Source organism: Microbacterium sp. ZXX196, assembly GCF_009709595.1.
In the GTDB taxonomy this organism is placed as follows: domain Bacteria; phylum Actinomycetota; class Actinomycetes; order Actinomycetales; family Microbacteriaceae; genus Microbacterium; species Microbacterium excoecariae.
On the sequence record NZ_WMEE01000016.1, the window covers coordinates 24,069 to 43,784 of the forward strand.

Below are 19,716 nucleotides of genomic sequence, written 5' to 3' on the forward strand. Positions count from 1 at the left end.
TCGCCCACGTCGTCCCCAACTGATCAGGGAATCACTATGCCCGCAGATCCCACGACCGCCTTCCCGCGTCCCCCCGCGACCAGCTCGCACGCGCCCGTCATGACGGGCGCTGCGGCCGTCGTCCGCTCGCTCGAGCTGCTTGGCGTCGACGACGTCTTCGGCCTTCCGGGCGGCGCGATCCTTCCGGCGTACGACGCGCTCATGAACGCGGAGTCGCTCAACCACATCCTCGTGCGCCACGAGCAGGGAGCCGGCCACGCCGCGGAGGGCTACGCCGCCGCGACCGGTCGCGTGGGTGTCGCGATCGCGACGTCGGGCCCCGGTGCGACGAACCTCGTCACGGCGATCGCCGACGCCTACATGGACTCGGTGCCGCTCGTCGCGATCACCGGTCAGGTGTTCTCGACGCTCATGGGGACGGACGCCTTCCAGGAGGCGGACATCGTCGGTATCACGATGCCGATCACGAAGCACTCCTTCCTCGTGAAGGACGCCGCCGACATCCCGCGCGCGATCGCGCAGGCCTTCGAGATCGCGAGCACGGGGCGCCCCGGGCCCGTGCTCGTGGACATCACGAAGGACGCGCAGCAGGCCGAGGTGCCCTTCATCTGGCCGCCGAAGTTCGACCTTCCGGGCTACCGCCCGGTGACGAAGGCGCACGGCAAGCAGATCCAGGCGGCGGCCGCGATGATCGCGGAATCGGCCAAGCCCGTCCTGTACGTGGGCGGCGGCGTGATTCGCGCCCGCGCGTCCGAGCAGCTGCGCACCTTCGCCGAGACGACCGGCGCGCCGATCGTCACGACGCTCATGGCGCGCGGGGCGTTCCCGGACTCGCACGACCAGCACCTGGGCATGCCCGGCATGCACGGCACGGTGCCCGCGGTGCTTGCGCTCCAGGAGGCCGACGTGATCGTCGCCCTCGGGGCGCGGTTCGACGACCGCGTGACGGGCAAGGCCGCGCTGTTCGCGCCGAACGCGAAGGTCGTCCACGTCGACGTCGACCCGGCCGAGATCGGGAAGATCCGCCATGCCGAGGTGCCCATCGTGGGCGACGTGAAGGACGTCCTCGTCGACCTCGACACGGCGTACCGGTCGACGACCGCCGGCGACCGCCCCGACTTCGCGGGCTGGTGGCAGTACCTGCGCGGCCTGCAGGACCAGTATCCGCTCGGCTACACGCCGCCCACGGACGGCCTGCTCGCCCCCCAGCACATCATTCAGCGCATCGGCGAGCTCACGGGCCCCGAGGGCGTCTTCGTTGCGGGCGTCGGCCAGCACCAGATGTGGTCGGCGCAGTTCATCCGCTACGAGCGGCCGAACTCGTGGATCAACTCGGGCGGCGCGGGCACGATGGGCTTCTCGGTGCCCGCGGCCATGGGCGCGAAGGTCGGCGAGCCGGACCGCCCCGTGTGGGCGATCGACGGCGACGGCTGCTTCCAGATGACGAACCAGGAGCTCGCCACCTGCGTCCTCAATAACATCCCCATCAAGGTCGCCATCATCAATAACTCGTCGCTCGGCATGGTGCGCCAGTGGCAGACGCTGTTCTACGACGGGCGCTACTCGCACACCGACCTGAACACGGGCCACGACACGCGCCGGATCCCCGACTTCGTGAAGCTCGCCGACGCCTACGGGTGCCTCGCGATCCGCGTGGAGACGGAGGAGGAGATCGACGACGCGATCCGGCTCGCCCTCGAGACCAACGACCGGCCCGTCGTCATCGACTTCGTCGTCTCGAGCGACGCCATGGTGTGGCCGATGGTGCCGCAGGGCGTCAGCAACAGCTACGTCCAGTACGCCCGGGAACACTCTCCCGCGTTCGGTGAGGAGATCTGAGCGCCATGTCGAAGCACGTTCTGAGCCTCCTCGTCGAGGACACCCCGGGCCTGTTGACGCGCGTGGCGGGGCTGTTCGCCCGCCGCGGCTTCAACATCCATTCCCTCGCCGTCGGCGTGACGGAGGTGCCGGGGCTGTCCCGGATCACCGTCGTCGTCGACGTGGAGGACCTCCCGCTCGAGCAGGTCACGAAGCAGCTCAACAAGCTCATCAACGTCGTGAAGATCGTCGAGCTGGATCCGGCGGCGTCGGTGCAGCGCCAGCACATGCTGGTCAAGGTGCGCGCCGACAACTCCTCGCGCGCGAACGTCCTGGAGGTCGTGAACCTCTTCCGCGCGAACGTCGTCGACTACGCGCCCGACTCGCTCGTGATCGAGATCACCGGCGACCAGGGCAAGGTCGACGCGTTCCAGCGCGCGATCACGCCCTTCGGGATCAAGGAGATCTCGCAGTCGGGCTTGTTGGCGCTCGGCCGCGGTCCGAAGTCGATTTCCGAGCGCGTCCTGCGCTAACCCCGTTTCCTCACCGAACCACCAAGCAAGGAGCACACTGTGGCAGAGATCCTCTACGACGCAGACGCCGATCTGTCGATCATCCAGTCCAAGAAGGTCGCGATCGTCGGCTACGGCTCGCAGGGCCACGCCCACGCGCAGAACCTTCGCGACTCGGGCGTCGAGGTCGCCGTCGCGCTGCGCGAGGGCTCGAAGTCGGCGCAGAAGGCGTCGGACGACGGCTTCCCGGTCAAGACAGTCGCGGACGCGACCACCTGGGCCGACGTCATCATGATTCTCGCGCCGGACCAGAACCAGCGCGCGATCTACGCCGAGGGCATCCAGCCGAACCTCGCGCCCGGCAAGGCGATTGCCTTCGCGCACGGCTTCAACATCCGCTTCGGGCTCATCGAGGCGCCCGAGGGCGTCGACGTCATCCTCATCGCGCCGAAGGCGCCGGGCCACACGGTCCGCCGCGAGTTCGCCGCGGGCCGCGGGATCCCCGACATCATCGGCGTCGAGAAGGACGAGACCGGATCCGCGTGGGACCTCGCGCTCTCGTACGCGGCGGGCATCGGCGGCACGCGCGCCGGCGTCATCAAGACGACCTTCACGGAGGAGACCGAGACCGACCTGTTCGGTGAGCAGGCGGTCCTCTGCGGCGGCATGAGCCACCTCGTCCAGGCGGGCTTCGAGACCCTCACCGAGGCCGGTTACCAGCCGGAGATCGCCTACTTCGAGGTCCTCCACGAGCTCAAGCTCATCGTCGACCTCATGTGGGAGGGCGGCATCGCCAAGCAGCGCTGGAGCATCTCGGACACGGCGGAGTACGGCGATTACGTCTCCGGCCCCCGCGTCGTCGACCAGCACGTCAAGGACAACATGAAGGCGGTCCTCGCCGACATCCAGTCCGGCGCGTTCGCGAAGCGCTTCATCGACGACCAGGACGCCGGTGCCCCGGAGTTCACGAAGCTCCGCGCCGAGGAGGAGCAGCACCCGATCGAGACGACGGGCAAGCAGCTCCGCTCGCTGTTCTCCTGGAAGAACAGCGACGACGACTACGTCGAGGGAACCGCCGCGCGCTAAGCCGCGCGGGAATCGACCGGCCCCCGTCGGGCTCGCGCAACGCGAGGCCGACGGGGGCCGGTCTGCGTGCGGTCTGTCTCGTCCCCAGGGCGAAACGCGGGGGAGTTGTCCCCGATCGGGGCGTGCGGGGGATCGCGCCGGCCGCCGCTACGCGAGGCTGGGCGCATGAACGACAACGAGATCGACGCCCTCAAGGATCGCCCGCTCACACGCGATGATGACCTCGTGCGCCTCGTCGCCTCCCTGTTGGACACGGCGACGGTCGCGCGGGTCTGGCTGCTCCTGCTCGACGCGCGGATGCGCTCGACCGGCGTGCTCATCCCCCTGGACGACCGCGCGGCAGACCCGTCAGACGTCGCCGCCATGCCGTCCTCCGGCGCCATCACCGCGGCGGAGCTGACGGGGCAGGTCATCGCCCGCGTCGTGCGTCAGACGCCCGCCTCCTATGCCGTGGTCGCGTGGGAGCGCCCGGGCCCCGCGCGCCTCACGCTCGCGGATCGGTCGTGGATCCGGCAGATGACGCGGGCGTTCGCGGACGATCCCGAGGCGCTGCGCGCGCAGCTCGTGGTGTCGGACGAGGGCGTCGCGTTGGTGGTCGACTCGGAGGGATCCGCCCGCGCCGCGTGAGGGATCGCCCCCGCGGCGCGGACGGGGCGATCAGAACGCGGGGGCCTGCACGAACGCCTCGTACGAGGCGCCCTCGGGCACGCTGTCGTACAGGTCGATCGAGAACCGCGCGCTGCCCTCGGCGGGTATGCGCTCGACGTACGTCCAGTCCAGGCCGGCAATCTCGCCGTCGGCGTCGCGAATCAGCAGCTCGACCTCGACGCCCTCCGCGTCGACATCGTCGAGGTTCGACACCGCGCCCGAGACCACGGTCCACCCGTCCTCCGTCTCTGCTTCCAGCTCGCCGACCTCGAAGCCGCCGAACTCGTCGCTCGGAATGCTGCTTATCCCGTAGCCATCGAAGACGACGTTGAGGTCGGCGATCTCGTCCTCTGTCGCCGCCGCGAAGTACCCCGACGCGATCGACGTGCCGGGCGTGAGCGTGACGTAGTCCCACGTCGTGTCGAGGATCGTGCCGTCCTCGCCGACGGCTTCGATCGTGACATCCACCCCCGGGAGCACGACGTCGTCGGGGTTGTCGATGAGGACGACCACCTGCGCGCTGTCGTCGTACGGGGCGGTCCACAGGGCCTGTTCCGCGACGGTGAGGTTCTCAAGGGCCGCCCGCTCCTCGCCCGCGAGGTCGTCGACGTACTCATCAACGATGGACCCGCCGTAGGGGTCGGACGTGTAGCCGGCGTCCTCGTAGAACGCGAACCCCACGAGGATGAACGCGGTCAGGGCCGCCATGACAAGGCCGACGAGGAAGGCGACGCCGCCGACAATGATCGCGGCGATCCCCTGGCCGCGGCCGGCGGACTTCTTTGCGACGGTGACGATGCCGAGGATGATCGCGACGATCACCAGCGGGAGCCCGAGGAAGACTGCGAACGGAATCAGACACATCACGCCGCCGACGATCGCCAGGACGAGCGCCGTGATCGCGCGCCCCTTTCCGCCGCTCGGCGGCGCCGGGGCGTAGGGCGATCCGCCAGCGGGCGGGACGGGGGAGCCCGCCGCGGGGTAGCCGTAGGGGCTGCCCGCGCCGGGATTCGCCGCGGGGGCACCCGCGCCGGGCGGCGGCGCGTAGACGGGCGGCTGCGGGGGCGCCGGCGGGGTGGGCGCGTCGCCGGGCCCAGGTTGCGCGGGCGGCTCGTTACGGGCCGGGCCGGCGCCGTTCGGCGGGGGGATGTCGGACATGTCGCTCCTCGGGGACGAAGGCCTGCGAGGCGGTCGCCCCGCGCGACGGCTGTGCGGGTGCCTCCCCCCGGCGCCAGACCGCGCCCTCAGCATATCGGCGCACGCGCCGTCGCATCAGGGGCAGATGTCCCCATACGCCCGCGCGGGGGCGTCAGCGCGCGGGGCGCGACGTCGACCAGAGGGCGAGGGCGATCAGCGCGGGCTGGAAGAACAGCCGCGCAAAGCGGCGGTCGTCGGTGTCGAGCCCGAATCCGTCGCGGCGATGGATCCACTGCGAGATGTTCCCGGGGAAGACGGCGGCGAAGAACACCGCGGCCACGCGCCCGACGGCCCGTCGCCGGCGGCGCGCGGTGAGGAGCGCGGCGCCGAGTGCGACCTCGGCGACGCCCGACGCGACGACCGTCGTGTCCGGCGAGGACGGGACGATCTCCGGCACCTGCGCCTGGAATTCCTTCCGCGCGAAGGTGAGGTGCGCGACGCCGGCGAAGGCGAGCGCGGATCCGAGGGCGAGGCGGCCGAGTGTGCGTGCGGGGCTGGTCATGGCGTCAGCCTAGTTTGCGCGCGGGTGGGCGGGGGAGGAGCCGTGCGGATGGCGTCCGGCGGCGCCCGAAGGCTCTAGATCGACTAGTGTCGAATTGTGCGCGAGGATGCGCACCGCATCACGAAAGGAGGCTCGTCATGAGCCGATTTGCAGGACAGGTCATTCTGATCACGGGCGGCGGCTCCGGCCTGGGCCGCGCGACCGCCGTGCGCGTGGCGGACGAGGGCGCGAAGCTTGCGCTCGTGGACGTCTCGGAGGAGGGGCTGGCGGCCTCGAAGCAGGCGGTCCTGGATGCCGCGCCGACCGCGGAGGTGCTGACCGTCGTGGCCGACGTGTCGAAGGAGGCCGACGTCGAGGCGTACGTCGCCGCGACCACGGAGCGCTTCGGTCGCATTGACGGCTTCTTCAACAACGCGGGCATTGAGGGGCGCCAGAACCTGACGGAGAACTTCACCGCCGCCGAGTTCGAGCGTGTGATCTCCATCAACCTCACCGGGGCGTTCCTCGGGCTCGAGAAGGTGCTGGCCGTCATGCACGAGCAGGGCAGCGGATCCGTCGTGAACACCGCGAGTGTCGGCGGCATCCGCGGCGTCGGCAACCAGTCGGGGTACGCGGCGGCGAAGCACGGCGTCGTCGGCATGACCCGCAACTCGGCGGTCGAGTACGGCCAGTTCGGTGTCCGCGTGAACGCGATCGCGCCGGGCGCGATCTGGACGCCCATGGTCGAGAACTCGATGAAGCAGATCGACCCGGACAACCCCCGCGCCGCCGCGGAGCAGTTCATCCAGGCGAACCCGACCAAGCGCTACGGCGAGGCGCACGAGATCGCGGCGGTCGTCGCGTTCCTTCTCTCGGCCGACTCGAGCTACGTCAACGCGGCCGTGCTGCCGATCGACGGCGGACAGTCCGCGAAGTACTGACGCGCACTGCGCGGAGCCCGGAATCGCTCGCGGCGGATCCGGGCCCCGTCGTGCTACCCTGGAGCGTCACGCGTGCGCGCGTCGATGCCTCGTGCCCTCGGTACGGAGCGTGAGACTGCCGTGTGACGCGGTGTATCCCATTCATCGCCCCGGTTCCACAGACCACGTCGCGTCCCTGCGGGGAGGCGGCCGGAACACGAGGCCCGATCATCACAACCCCTGAAGGCAAACCACTACATGACTAACGCAACGACCGCCTCGGCCACCACGCAGGTCGCGATCAACGACATCGGCTCTGCAGAGGACTTCCTGGCCGCGGTCGAGAAGACTCTGAAGTTCTTCAACGACGGCGACATCATCGACGGCGAGATCGTCAAGATCGACCGCGACGAGGTTCTGCTCGACGTCGGATACAAGACCGAGGGCGTCATCCCCTCGCGCGAGCTGTCCATCAAGCACGACGTCAACCCCGACGATGTCGTCAAGGTGGGCGACCACATCGAGGCCCTCGTTCTCCAGAAGGAGGACAAGGAAGGCCGTCTGATCCTGTCGAAGAAGCGCGCCCAGTACGAGCGCGCCTGGGGCGACGTGGAGCAGATCAAGGAGAACGACGGTGTCGTCAAGGGCACGGTCATCGAGGTCGTCAAGGGTGGTCTCATCCTCGACATCGGCCTCCGCGGCTTCCTCCCGGCCTCGCTCATCGAGCTGCGCCGCGTGCGCGACCTGACGCCGTACCTCGGCCAGGAGCTCGAGGCGAAGATCCTCGAGCTCGACAAGAACCGCAACAACGTGGTGCTCTCGCGTCGCGCCCTCCTCGAGGAGACGCAGTCGGCGACCCGCGCGCAGTTCCTCAACGGCCTGCACAAGGGCCAGGTCCGCAAGGGTCAGGTCTCGTCGATCGTCAACTTCGGTGCGTTCGTCGACCTGGGCGGCGTGGACGGCCTCGTGCACGTCTCCGAGCTGTCCTGGAAGCACATCGACCACGCCAGCGAGGTCGTCGAGGTGGGCCAGGAGGTCACCGTCGAGGTTCTCGAGGTCGACCTCGACCGCGAGCGCGTCTCGCTGTCGCTCAAGGCGACGCAGGAGGACCCGTGGCAGGTCTTCGCCCGCACGCACCAGATCGGTCAGATCACGCCCGGTAAGGTCACGAAGCTCGTTCCGTTCGGCGCGTTCGTGCGTGTCGCGGATGGCATCGAGGGCCTCGTGCACATCTCCGAGCTGTCGCACAAGCACGTCGAGATGGCCGAGCAGGTCGTCTCGGTGGGCGAGGAGCTCTTCGTCCGCGTCATCGACGTGGACCTGGACCGCCGCCGCATCTCGCTGTCGCTCAAGCAGGCCAACGACATGGTTGACCCGAACGGCACCGAGTTCGACCCGTCGCTCTACGGCATGACCACGGAGTACGACGAGAACGGCGAGTACAAGTTCCCCGAGGGCTTCGACCCGGAGACGAACCAGTGGCTCGAGGGCTACGACGAGGCGCGCGAGGCCTGGGAGCAGGAGTACGCCCAGGCGCAGGCTCGTTGGGAGCAGCACAAGGAGCAGGTCGCCAAGGCCATCGAGGCCGAGGCGAACGCCGAGGAGGCTGCGCCGGCCGGTGCCGCGAGCAGCTTCTCGACGGAGTCGAACGGCGCCGGCGCCCTCGCCGACGACGAGGCTCTCGCCGCGCTGCGCGAGCAGCTCGCGGGCAACTGATCGCTGATCGCGCTCTGAGCTGAGACGGGCCGGATCCTTCGGGATCCGGCCCGTCTCGCGTTTCCGGCTCCCTTCCCGCGGCGGCCCCCTGTGGAGAACTTCTGCGCGCGCCGCCGGATCCTCGTAGCGTGTGGGGATGCATTCTTCCGTCGTGATCGCCGCCCTGAGCGCCGCCGCGTCCCTGGTGCTGCTCGCCGGTTGCGCGCCCGAGCCGGAGCCCGAGCCCGCGTGGACCGAGGAAGAGGCCTACGCCGCGGCGGAGGAGACTTATCGGGAATACAACTCGTTGAGTCTGCCTTACGGGGAGAATGAAGATGCACTGGACTACCTTGCGCCAGACCTTCGCGCCGATGAAGAGCAGACAATTCGCGACATAAGTGAACGCAATATTCGGATCGAAGGTGAATCGCAAATCGTGAACTTCCAGCCAATCCAGTTCGATCGCGCTGGTAAATCAATCGCGGTCCTGGCGACGGTGTGTCATGACGACAGTGGTGTATACCTCGTCACTGAGGACGGCGAAAAGCAGGGAGCACGCGATAATCCACGATATGCACTGGAAGTTGAGTTCGCGACTATTGAGGGCGATTTCTCGATTGTGAGTTTCGCTGAGATCGCGAGTACAGAATGTTAATTCTTGCGGCATATTTAGTGCTCGGGTATTTGGATAGTGGAGTTCAGGGAACGGTCGCACATACGTCGCAATGCACGCGCGGTGAATTGTTCTCAAACACATGTGGAGCAGGCGGTGACTCTTCCCTCGACATCTGGGACGAGATCGCGACCGGAGGCGGAGGCGGGGGCGGCGACACCGGGAGCGGTGGGGGCGGCGTGGCGCCGGGCGGATCCGTGCCGGTCGTCGAGACGGGCGGAGGCGACGGGCTTCCTGCGCCCCCCGCGCCATCGCCGGAGCTCATCGAGGGCTGGAACTGCCTTGGGCCGGGGGAGGACGTCCTCGGCCCCGCGTGCGCGGAGGCCGCGGAGGAAGAACCGGCGGATCCCGGGGCCCCGGAGGACCCCGAGCCCGAGGCGCCTGTCATCCCCGCGCTGGCCGCGCGCGACGTCGCCTCGTTCGCGCCGGGCGCCGGCGAACCGGTGATCGAGCCCTACGGAATTGCGATCGCGGACGCGCCGATGAACGTGGCGTTCGCGCCGAAAGCGCACACCGTCGGCGGCGAGCTCTTCGGCCTGCCGATTGAGGTGACGTTCACGCCCGAGCTCCTCACGGTGGACTACGGCGACGGCACGGTCGTGAAGTCGGGACCGAGCGCGGCGACCTGGGAGGCGCTCGGGCAGGAGCAGCTGACCCCCACGTCGACGAGCCATGCGTACGCCGACCGCGGGACGTACCCGGTGCGCGTGTCGACCTCCTACGCCGCGAGCGTGGACTTCGGGCCGTGGGGCGTGCACGAGGTCTCCGGGTTCGTCGTGTCCGACGCGCCCGCCGTGGACGTCACCGTGTACGAAAAGCAGTCGTTCCTCGTCGCGCGCACGTGCGAGGAGAACCCGGCGGGGCCGGGGTGCGCGGCCGTAGGGTGAGGGGGATCGCTAGGCTCGAGTCATGCCCCTCATCGCCCTCACTGGCGGGATCGCGTCGGGGAAATCGACGATCGCGCGCCGGCTCGCCGAGCGCGGTGCCGTCGTGATCGACGCCGACCGCGTGGTCCGCGACCTGCAGACCCCCGGCCAGACCGTGCTCGCCGACATCGCGAAGGCCTTCGGGAACGACGTGATCGCGCCAGACGGGACCCTCGACCGCGCCGCGCTCGCCCGCATCGTTTTCCACGACGACGTGCGCCGCGCCGAGCTGGACGCCATCGTCCACCCCGCCGTGCGCGAGGAGACCCAGCGCCGGTTCCGCGCCGCACTCGAGACGGACCCGCGCGCCGTCGTCGTCTACGACGTGCCCCTGCTCGCCGAGGCCCGCGGGGCGGACGAGTGGGACCTGATCGTCGTCGCCCACGCGCCCGCGGCGACGCGCGTCGAGCGGCTCGTCGCGGACCGCGGCATGGACCGCGCCGATGCCGAGGCGCGGGTGCGCAGCCAGGCGTCCGACGCCGAGCGCCTCGCTCTCGCCGACGTCGTCGTCGACACGAGCGGATCCGTGGCCGACACCCTCCGTGGCGCCGACGCCGTGTGGGACCGCGTCGCCCCCGCAGCCTGATAGGCAGCAGGGCATCGGCGCCCGCTCGAACCGATGTCGGTGGTCGGGCATAGCCTGGGATCATGCAGACGACGCGCAGTGTCCGGCCCTTCGAGGTGGTCAGCGAGTACCAGCCCTCGGGCGATCAGCCGCGCGCGATCGCCGAACTCGCGCAGCGGATCAACGCGGGCGAGACCGACGTGGTGCTCCTCGGCGCGACCGGAACCGGCAAGTCGGCGACGACCGCCTGGCTCATCGAGCAGATCCAGCGACCGACGCTCGTGCTCGCCCACAACAAGACCCTGGCGGCGCAGCTCGCGAACGAGTTCCGCGACCTCATGCCGCACAACGCGGTCGAGTACTTCGTGTCGTACTACGACTACTACCAGCCCGAGGCGTACGTCCCGCAGACCGACACCTTCATTGAGAAGGACAGCTCGATCAACGCCGAGGTCGAGCGGCTCCGGCACTCGACGACGAACTCGCTCCTCAGCAGGCGCGACGTCATCGTCGTGAGCACGGTCTCCTGCATCTACGGCCTCGGATCACCGGAGGAGTACCTGCGGTCGCTCGTCGCGCTGCAGGTGGGGGAGCACTACGACCGAGACGCGCTGATCCGCCAGTTCATTGGCATGCAGTACAACCGCAACGACGTGGACTTCTCGCGCGGCAACTTTCGGGTGCGCGGCGACACGATCGAGATCATTCCCGTGTACGAGGAGTACGCGATCCGGATCGAGCTGTTCGGAGACGAGATCGAGGCGATCCAGCGGCTGCACCCGCTGACGGGCGAGGTCATCGAGAAGATGGACGCGGTGGCGGTCTTCCCCGCGACCCACTACGCGGCCGGCACCGACACCGTCGCGCGCGCCATCACGACGATCGAGGACGAGCTGCAGGAGCGCCTCGCGGAGCTCGAGGGGCAGGGCAAGCTGCTCGAGGCGCAGCGCCTCAAGATGCGGACGACCTTCGACATCGAGATGCTCCAGCAGATCGGCTTCTGCTCCGGCATCGAGAATTACTCGCGTCACCTCGACGGCCGCGAGGCGGGGGAGCCGCCGCACACCCTGCTCGACTTCTTCCCGGACGACTTCGTCATCGTGATCGACGAGTCCCACGTCACGGTCCCGCAGATCGGGGCCATGTACGAGGGCGACGCGTCACGCAAGCGCACGCTCGTCGACCACGGCTTCCGGCTCCCGAGCGCGCTCGACAACCGGCCCCTCCGCTTCGACGAGTTCAAGGAGCGGATCGGGCAGGCTGTGTACCTCTCCGCGACCCCGGGCAAGTACGAAATGGGGATCGCCGACGGGGTGGTCGAGCAGATCATCCGCCCGACTGGCCTGATCGACCCGGAGATCGTCATCAAGCCCTCCGAGGGGCAGATCGATGACCTCCTCGAGGAGATCCGGGCCCGCGCGGAGCGCGACGAGCGTGTTCTCGTCACGACCCTCACGAAGAAGATGGCCGAGGAGCTCACCGACTTCCTCGACGAGCACGGGGTGCGCGTGCGATACCTGCACAGCGATGTCGACACGCTGCGCCGCGTCGAGCTGCTCACCGAGCTGCGCCAGGGTGTGTACGACGTGCTCGTGGGCATCAACCTCCTGCGCGAGGGGCTCGACCTCCCCGAGGTCTCGCTCGTCGCGATCCTCGATGCCGATAAGGAGGGCTTCCTCCGCAGCGAGACCTCGCTCATCCAGACGATCGGCCGCGCCGCCCGCAACGTGTCGGGACAGGTCCACATGTACGCCGACAAGGTCACCGACTCGATGCAGCGGGCCCTCGACGAGACGAACCGGCGCCGCGAGATCCAGACCGCCTACAACGCGGAGCACGGCATCGACCCGCAGCCGCTGCGCAAGCGGATCGCGGACATCACCGACGCCCTCGCGCGCGAGGAGGCCGATACCGCCGAGCTCCTCGCGAAGCGGGGGCGCGACCCGCGCGTCAAGGACGGCGGGCGCGGGAAGGCGCCGGCGCCCGCGACGCATGAGGGGCTCGCCGCGGAGGGCGCTGATCAGCTCGAGCAGACGATCGCCGACCTCACCCAGCAGATGCTCACGGCGGCCGAGGAGCTCAAGTTCGAGCTCGCGGCGCGGCTGCGCGACGAGGTCAAGGACCTCAAGTACGAGCTGCGACAGATGGTCAAGGCGGGCCACGCCTGAACCTGGGCGTTTCCGTGCCGAACGAACATAGTTTCGAACTAGGATTTCTCACGTGCCGATCATTCCTGTAGACACCGATCAGAAGATCACCGTGCGCGGCGCCCGCGTGCACAACCTCCAGAACGTCGACCTGGAGGTTCCGCGCGACAAGATGATCGTGTTCACGGGCCTGTCCGGGTCCGGCAAGTCGAGCCTCGCGTTCGACACGATCTTCGCCGAGGGGCAGCGCCGGTACGTCGAGTCCCTGAGCGCCTACGCGCGCCAGTTCCTCGGTCAGGTCGATCGCCCCGACGTCGACGCCATCGATGGCCTCAGCCCGGCCGTCTCGATCGACCAGAAGTCCACCAACCGCAACCCGCGCTCCACGGTCGGCACGATCACCGAGATCTACGACTACATGCGCCTGCTGTGGGCCCGGATCGGGATCGCGCACTGCCCCGTCTGCGACGCCCGCATCGAGCGCCAGACCGTCCAACAGATCGCCGACCAGCTCGTGGCGCTTCCCGAGGGCACGCGCTACCAGGTGGTCGCGCCGATCGTGAACCAGAAGAAGGGCGAGTTCGTCGACCTCTTCGCCGAGCTCGGATCTAAGGGCTACGCCCGCGCGATCGTCGACGGCGAGCTCATCCAGCTCGCCGAGCCGCCGAAGCTCAAGAAGTCCTACAAGCACGACATCTCCGTCGTTGTCGACCGCCTCGTCGCCCGCGGCGACGGCATGATCGGCCGCGTGACCGACTCCGTCGAGACGGCGATCGGGCTCGCCGACGGCGTGATCCAGGTCAACTTCGTCGACGAGGAGGGCGACGACGCCTGGCAGTCCTTCAGCGAGAAGCTCTCGTGCCCGAACGGGCACGCCCTGCAGCTCACCGAGATCGAGCCGCGCACCTTCTCGTTCAACGCGCCGTTCGGTGCGTGCCCCGCCTGCTCAGGCCTCGGCACGAAGATGTCGGTCGACGTCGACCTCATGCTCGCCGACGAGGAGCTGTCGATCGCCGATGGCGTCATCGTCCCCTGGACGACGCAGGGTAAGGGGCTCTTCCAGTACTACGAGCGCCTCCTCGAGGGCCTCGCCGACGACCTCAACTTCTCGTTACACACCCCGTGGCTCGCCCTGCCCAAGGCCGTGCGGGAGGCCGTCCTCTACGGGCAGGACTACCGCGTCAACGTGAAGTACAAGAACCGCTGGGGTCGCGAGGTGCGCTACGCGAGCGGCTTCGAGGGCGTCGTGCCCTACATCGAGCGGCAGTACGCCCAGGCCGAGTCCGACACCCAGCGCGCGCGCTGGGCCGACTACCTGCGCGAGATCCCGTGCTCCGTGTGCCACGGCGCGCGGCTCAAGCCCGAGGTGCTGGCCGTCAAGGTCGCGGGCCGCTCCATCGCCGAGACGGCGGAGCTGAGCCTCGACGACGCGATGGAGCTCGTCGAGTCGATCGTGCTCACGGAGCGCGAGGCGATGATCGCCGCCCAGGTCCTGCGCGAGATTCGCGTGCGGCTCGCGTTCCTCCTCCGCGTGGGGCTGAACTACCTCACTCTCAGCCGCGCCGCGGGGTCGCTCTCCGGCGGCGAGGCCCAGCGGATCCGGCTCGCCACCCAGATCGGCACGGGCCTGACGGGCGTGCTCTACGTGCTGGACGAGCCGTCGATCGGCCTGCACCAGCGCGACAACCGCCGCCTCATCGAGACGCTCGAAGCGCTCCGCGACCTGGGAAACACGCTCGTGGTCGTCGAGCACGACGAGGAGACGATCGAGTCGAGCGACTGGGTCGTCGACATTGGCCCGCGCGCGGGCGTCGGCGGCGGCGAGGTCATCCACTCCGGGCCGTACCGGGAGCTGCTCGGCGAGGAACGCTCGATCACGGGCGACTACCTGTCGGGCCGCCGCGAGATCGCCGTGCCGAAGAAGCGGCGGCGCATCGATCGCAAGCGCATGATCCGCGTCGTCGGCGCCCACGCCAACAACCTCCAGGGAGTCGACGCGGACTTCCCCGTCGGGGTCTTCACAGCGGTCACGGGCGTGAGCGGATCCGGCAAGTCCACGCTCGTCAACGACATCCTCTACCAGGTGCTCGCTCAGAAGCTCAACGGAGCGCGGACGGTCCCCGGCAAGCACAAGCGCGTGACGGGCCTGGAGCACCTCGACAAGGTCATCCACGTCGACCAGGCGCCCATCGGGCGCACCCCGCGGTCGAACCCCGCGACCTACACGGGGGTGTTCGACCGGATCCGCACGCTGTTCGCGGAGACCCCCGAGGCGAAGGTGCGCGGGTACCAGGCCGGCCGGTTCAGCTTCAACGTCAAGGGCGGCCGGTGCGAGGCGTGCTCGGGCGACGGCACGCTCAAGATCGAGATGAACTTCCTCCCCGACGTGTACGTCGACTGCGAGGTGTGCGGCGGAAAGCGCTACAACCGCGACACGCTGCAGGTGCACTACAAGGGCAAGAACATCGCCGAGGTGCTCGAGATGTCGATCGCCGAGGCAGCCGAGTTCTTCGAGCCGATCCAGGCGATCCACCGCTACATGAAGACCCTCGTCGACGTCGGGCTCGGATACGTGCGGCTCGGCCAGGCCGCGACGACCCTGTCGGGGGGCGAGGCGCAGCGCGTCAAGCTCGCGACCGAGCTGCAGAAGCGCAGCAAGGGCCGCAGCGTCTACGTGCTCGACGAGCCGACCACCGGCCTGCACTTCGAGGACGTGCGCAAGCTCCTCGAGGTCCTGAATAGCCTCGTCGAAAAGGGCAACACGGTCGTCGTCATTGAGCACAACCTCGACGTCGTCAAGTCGGCGGACTGGGTCGTCGACCTCGGCCCCGAGGGCGGATCCGGCGGCGGCACGATCGTCGCGACGGGCACGCCCGAGCAGGTCGCGCGCGTCGCGGACAGCCACACCGGCGCCTTCCTCGCGGAGACCCTCGGGATGACGCAGCGTGCGAGCGCCGCGAAGGCCCAGCGCGCGGACCGATAGGCGCACATGACGTCGCCGCTTCCCTATAAGCCCGGCCCGGGAGAGATCCCGACGAACCCGGGGGTGTACCGCTTCCACGACGCCGACGGACGCGTGCTGTACGTCGGCAAGGCGAAGAACCTCCGGCAGCGCCTGTCGAACTACTTCGCGCCGCTCCACACGCTGCACGAGCGCACCCGCCGCATGGTCACGACCGCCTCGGGCGTGGAGTGGACGGTCGTCCCGACCGACGTCGACTCGCTCCAGCTCGAGTACCAGTGGATCAAGCAGTACGACCCGCCGTTCAACGTCAAGTACCGCGACGACAAGTCATACCCGTTCCTGGCGATCACGATGGCCGACGAGGCGCCGCGGGTCATGGTCACGCGCAACCGTAAGATCCGCGGGGCGAAGTATTTCGGCCCGTACCCGAAGGTGTGGGCGGTCCGCGACACGATCGACCTCATGCTCAAGGTGTTCCCGATCCGCACCTGCAGCGACGCCTCCTACAAGCGGGCGATGCAGACCGGCAAGCCCTGTTTTCCCGGTCAGATCGGGAAGTGCGGCGGGCCGTGCTCGCGCCGCGTGACCGTCGCGGAGCATCGGGCGATCGTTGACGACTTCGTGGCCTTCCTGCAGGGCGGGGACAAGCGCTTCACCCGCGAGATCTCGGCGCGCATGCGCGAGGCCGCGGCGGCCATGGACTACGAGCGGGCGGCCGTCTACCGGGACCAGCTCGAGTCGCTCGACGCCGTCCTCACCAAGAGCGCGCTCGTGCTCCCGGAGGACGCGGACGCCGACCTCTTCGGCATCGCCGAGGACGAGCTCGACGCCGCCGTGCACCACTTCGTGATCCGCCAGGGACGCGTGCGCGGCGTCGCGTCGCACACGATCGTCAAAGAGCTCGACATCGGCGGCGGCGAGCTCGTCGACCAGATCCTCCAGCGCACGTACGGCGACGCCGAACGCGCGGACATCCCGCGCCGCGTTCTCGTCCCGGAGCTCCCGCCCGCCCACGACGAGCTCGAGGCGTTCCTCAGCGAGCGGCGCGGCACGCGGGTCGAGATCCAGGTCGCCCAGCGCGGCCAGCGCGCCGAGCTCATGCGCAACGCGACGCTCAACGCGCAGCAGGCGCTCGTGCGCCACAAGTCGCAGCGCACGAGCGACTACGCGACGCGCTCGCAGGCGCTCGCCGACCTGCAGAGCGCGCTGGGGATGGCCGAGGCCCCGCTGCGGATCGAGTGCTACGACATCTCGCACCTGCAGGGCACGAACGTCGTCGGCTCGATGGTCGTGTTCGAGGACGGGCTCCCGCGCAAGGATCAGTACCGGTCGTTCTCCATCGCGTCGACGACCGACGACACGGACAGCATGCACCAGGTCCTCACCCGCCGCCTCGCTCACCTCGACGAGCCCGAGGAGGTCGTGCCGGACGCCGCGGACGTCGCGACGAGCGCGGAGGAGGGGGTCGTGACCGAGACCGGCACGCGGCGGCGATTCGCCTACCCACCGCAGCTGCTCCTCGTCGACGGCGGCCAGCCTCAGGTGGCGGCGGCGCGCCGCGCGCTCGAGGAGTCGGGCCACACGGAGATCGCGCTCGCCGGCATCGCTAAGCGCCTCGAGGAGCTGTGGCTCCCGGGCGACGACTACCCCGTCATCCTGCCCCGCTCGTCCGAGGCGCTCTACCTCGTGCAGCGCCTGCGCGACGAGGCGCACCGGTTCGCGATCCGACACCAGCGCGCGAGGCGCAAGCGCGACATCCGCACGGTTCTCAGCGAGGTGCCCGGGCTGGGGGAGCAGCGCATCAAGGCGCTCCTGACCCACTTCGGGTCCGTCGCGGCGCTGCGTCAGGCGACGACGGAGCAGATCGAGGAGCTCCCGGGGATCGGGCCGACGCTGGCGCAATCGGTGCACGCGCATCTGGCGCGGGGGTAGGGCGCGCGCGATAGTGTGAGGGGCGTGAGCGAGGAGCCGAGCGCCCGAGGAGAAGTCCTCATCGTCACCGGCATGTCCGGGGCCGGGCGGACGACGGCCGCCAACGCGCTCGAGGACCACGGGTGGTACGTCGTCGACAACCTGCCGCCGCAGATGCTGCGGCCGTTGCTCGAACTCGCGGGGCGGGTCGGGTCCGAGCTCCCGCGCGTGGCCGCCGTGGTCGACGTCCGCGGCGGCGACCTGCTCGCCGAGCTGCCCGCCACGGCCCAGCAGCTCCGGGACGCGAACAACCTGCGGATCCTCTTCCTCGACGCGAGCGACGATGCACTCGTGCGCCGGTTCGAGCAGGTGCGGCGCCCTCACCCGCTGCAGAGCGCCGGCACGATCCTCGACGGGATCCGCGAGGAGCGGCGGCAGCTGCAGAGCATTCGCGAGGGCAGCGACATCGTCGTGGACACGACGGGGCTGAACATCCACCAGCTGGCGTCGCGCACGGCGGAGCTGTTCGAGGAGGAGGGCGCCCCGCGCCACCGCACGACGATCCTGAGCTTCGGGTTCAAGTACGGCCTGCCCGCCGACGCCGATCTCGTCGCCGACATGCGGTTCCTTCCGAACCCCTTTTGGCGCGACGACCTGCGCGCGCTCACGGGCGAGAGCGAGGCGGTCAGCGACTACGTCCTGGCGCAGGAGGGCGCGACGGAGTTCCTCGACGCGTACGTCCAGGCGGTGACGCCGATCATCGAGGGCTATCAGCGCGAGAACAAGAGTCACTCGACGATCGCCATCGGGTGCACGGGTGGGAAGCACCGCTCCGTGGCGATGTCCCTCGCGCTAGCCGCGCTGCTGGAGCGGATCCCCGGGTTGCAGGTGCGCGTGCGGCACCGCGATCTCGGGCGCGAGTGACGGGGTGCGCTGACCCCGTTATAGCGCCGTCCGCTGAGAGTTCGGCCACGGTGGATCCGGGCCCCGGCCGGTAGGCTGAAGCACCGCTCCCGACGGAGCCCCCAGCCTTTTCATGTGAGGAGTCCCGTGGCACTGACCGCCGAAGTGAAGGCCGAACTCATCGCCGTGCGCGACCCGCGCCCGAACGTGCGTGTGGCCGAGACGACCGCGCTTTTGCGCTTCGCCGGCGGCCTGAAGTCGATCGCCGGTCGCGTGGCCGTCGAGGCCGAGGTCGATGATCGCCGCCTCGCCGTGCGCACGGCGCGCGACATCGCCGAGATCTACGGCGTGCGCCCCGAGCTGGCCCACATTCAGGCGTCCGGCGCGCGCGACGGCGAGCGCTTCGCGGTGCGCGTCGTCCGCGGCGGCGAGACCCTCGCCCGGCAGACGGGCCTGCTCGACATGCGCCGGCGCCCCGTGCGCGGGCTCCCCAACCGGCTCACGACGGGCAACACGGACGACCTCGCGGGCATCTGGCGCGGGGCGTTCCTCGCGTCCGGCTCCCTCTCCGAGCCCGGCCGTTCCGCCTCGCTCGACGTCGAGTGCCCCTCCGGCGAGGCCGGCATGGCGCTCGTCGGCGCCGCGCACCGCCTGGGCGTCGCCGCCAAGCAGCGGGAGGTGCGCGGGGTGCCGCGCGTCGTCGTGCGCGACGCGGAGGCCATCCGCGGGATCCTCCTCGCCATGGGCGCGGAGAAGGCCGCGGAGTCCTGGGACGAGATGCGCCAGCGTCGCGAGGTGCGCGCGGGCGTGAACCGCCTCGTGAACTTCGACGACGCGAACCTGCGCCGCTCCGCCCAGGCGGCCGTGGCAGCCTGCGCGCGCGTGGAGCGCGCGCTCGCGATCCTCGGGGACGACGTGCCGGCGCACCTCAAGCAGGCGGGCGACCTGCGCCTGGCGCACCGCGACGCGAGCCTCGACGAGCTCGGGCATCACGCGGATCCGCCCCTCACCAAGGACGCCGTCGCGGGCCGCATCCGCCGCCTGCTCGCCATGGCGGACAAGCGCGCGGTCGCCCAGGGCATCCCCGGCACCGAGTCGGCCGTGCCGGCGCAGGGCGAGCCCGCGTAATCCCGCCCGACTTTGCGCGCGACCCCCGGATGAGACAGACTCACCCGGGGGTCGCGCGCATTTTCGCGCGAGTCGCAACGAGATGTCGGCGCCCGACCACCATCGGCGCCACCGTCACTAGGATGATGACTGTCCGCTCGG

The 19,716-nt window shown here is 69.6% G+C and carries 16 protein-coding genes; 14 read left to right on the forward strand and 2 right to left on the reverse strand.

Annotated elements, in window-relative coordinates:
- The first annotated feature begins 36 nt into the window (after positions 1–36).
- From GJQ66_RS11190 to GJQ66_RS11205, 4 genes are all read left to right on the forward strand, one after another.
- Complete coding sequence (locus GJQ66_RS11190) at positions 37–1,839, forward strand: acetolactate synthase large subunit (RefSeq protein WP_155049445.1); 1,803 nt, start codon at positions 37–39, stop codon at positions 1,837–1,839.
- 5 nt (positions 1,840–1,844) lie between these two features.
- The gene (gene ilvN, locus GJQ66_RS11195) at positions 1,845–2,351 is read left to right on the forward strand and encodes an acetolactate synthase small subunit (protein WP_155049446.1); all 507 of its coding nucleotides are present in this window, start codon (positions 1,845–1,847) and stop codon (positions 2,349–2,351) included.
- Positions 2,352–2,390: 39 nt separating this feature from the next.
- Positions 2,391–3,416, forward strand: coding sequence for a ketol-acid reductoisomerase (gene ilvC / locus GJQ66_RS11200; protein ID WP_368732908.1), 1,026 nt, complete (start codon positions 2,391–2,393; stop codon positions 3,414–3,416).
- A 165-nt stretch (positions 3,417–3,581) separates the two neighbouring features.
- Entirely contained in the window at positions 3,582–4,043 is a 462-nt protein-coding gene (locus GJQ66_RS11205; protein WP_155049447.1) for a hypothetical protein, read from the forward strand.
- Positions 4,044–4,073: 30 nt separating this feature from the next.
- Here GJQ66_RS11205 and GJQ66_RS11210 read toward each other — a convergent pair whose 3' ends face one another.
- Positions 4,074–5,222, reverse strand: coding sequence for an FxLYD domain-containing protein (locus tag GJQ66_RS11210; RefSeq protein ID WP_155049448.1), 1,149 nt, complete (start codon positions 5,220–5,222; stop codon positions 4,074–4,076).
- 151 nt (positions 5,223–5,373) lie between these two features.
- On the reverse strand, positions 5,374–5,763 hold the full coding sequence (locus GJQ66_RS11215) for a DoxX family membrane protein (protein ID WP_155049449.1): 390 nt from the start codon (positions 5,761–5,763) through the stop codon (positions 5,374–5,376).
- Between the two features lie 137 nt (positions 5,764–5,900).
- Between GJQ66_RS11215 and GJQ66_RS11220 the strand changes: the two genes are divergently transcribed.
- The 10 genes from GJQ66_RS11220 to whiA all read left to right on the forward strand — a co-directional run bounded on the left by GJQ66_RS11220 (position 5,901) and on the right by whiA (position 19,575).
- The gene (locus tag GJQ66_RS11220; RefSeq protein WP_155049450.1) at positions 5,901–6,683 is read left to right on the forward strand and encodes an SDR family oxidoreductase; all 783 of its coding nucleotides are present in this window, start codon (positions 5,901–5,903) and stop codon (positions 6,681–6,683) included.
- 237 nt (positions 6,684–6,920) lie between these two features.
- Positions 6,921–8,378: a 30S ribosomal protein S1 gene (gene rpsA, locus GJQ66_RS11225; protein WP_155049451.1), complete on the forward strand. Its 1,458-nt coding sequence runs from the start codon at positions 6,921–6,923 to the stop codon at positions 8,376–8,378.
- A 136-nt stretch (positions 8,379–8,514) separates the two neighbouring features.
- A complete protein-coding gene (locus GJQ66_RS11230) occupies positions 8,515–9,012 on the forward strand; it encodes a hypothetical protein (RefSeq protein ID WP_155049452.1) in 498 nt (165 codons plus the stop codon).
- A 197-nt stretch (positions 9,013–9,209) separates the two neighbouring features.
- Positions 9,210–9,917: a hypothetical protein gene (locus GJQ66_RS11235; RefSeq protein WP_155049453.1), complete on the forward strand. Its 708-nt coding sequence runs from the start codon at positions 9,210–9,212 to the stop codon at positions 9,915–9,917.
- 22 nt (positions 9,918–9,939) lie between these two features.
- Entirely contained in the window at positions 9,940–10,542 is a 603-nt protein-coding gene (gene coaE, locus GJQ66_RS11240; protein ID WP_155049454.1) for a dephospho-CoA kinase, read from the forward strand.
- Between the two features lie 62 nt (positions 10,543–10,604).
- Positions 10,605–12,689: an excinuclease ABC subunit UvrB gene (gene uvrB / locus GJQ66_RS11245; RefSeq protein ID WP_155049455.1), complete on the forward strand. Its 2,085-nt coding sequence runs from the start codon at positions 10,605–10,607 to the stop codon at positions 12,687–12,689.
- Between the two features lie 52 nt (positions 12,690–12,741).
- Positions 12,742–15,651 (forward strand): excinuclease ABC subunit UvrA, encoded by a 2,910-nt coding sequence (gene uvrA, locus GJQ66_RS11250; RefSeq protein WP_368732909.1) that lies wholly within the window; start codon positions 12,742–12,744, stop codon positions 15,649–15,651.
- A 6-nt stretch (positions 15,652–15,657) separates the two neighbouring features.
- Positions 15,658–17,565: an excinuclease ABC subunit UvrC gene (gene uvrC, locus GJQ66_RS11255; RefSeq protein ID WP_155049456.1), complete on the forward strand. Its 1,908-nt coding sequence runs from the start codon at positions 15,658–15,660 to the stop codon at positions 17,563–17,565.
- A 24-nt stretch (positions 17,566–17,589) separates the two neighbouring features.
- Complete coding sequence (rapZ, locus tag GJQ66_RS11260; protein ID WP_368732910.1) at positions 17,590–18,468, forward strand: RNase adapter RapZ; 879 nt, start codon at positions 17,590–17,592, stop codon at positions 18,466–18,468.
- Positions 18,469–18,594: 126 nt separating this feature from the next.
- Positions 18,595–19,575 carry a DNA-binding protein WhiA gene (gene whiA / locus GJQ66_RS11265; RefSeq protein WP_368732911.1) on the forward strand — a complete coding sequence of 327 codons (981 nt, stop codon included), beginning with the start codon at positions 18,595–18,597 and terminating at the stop codon, positions 19,573–19,575.
- The last annotated feature ends 141 nt before the right edge of the window (positions 19,576–19,716 follow it).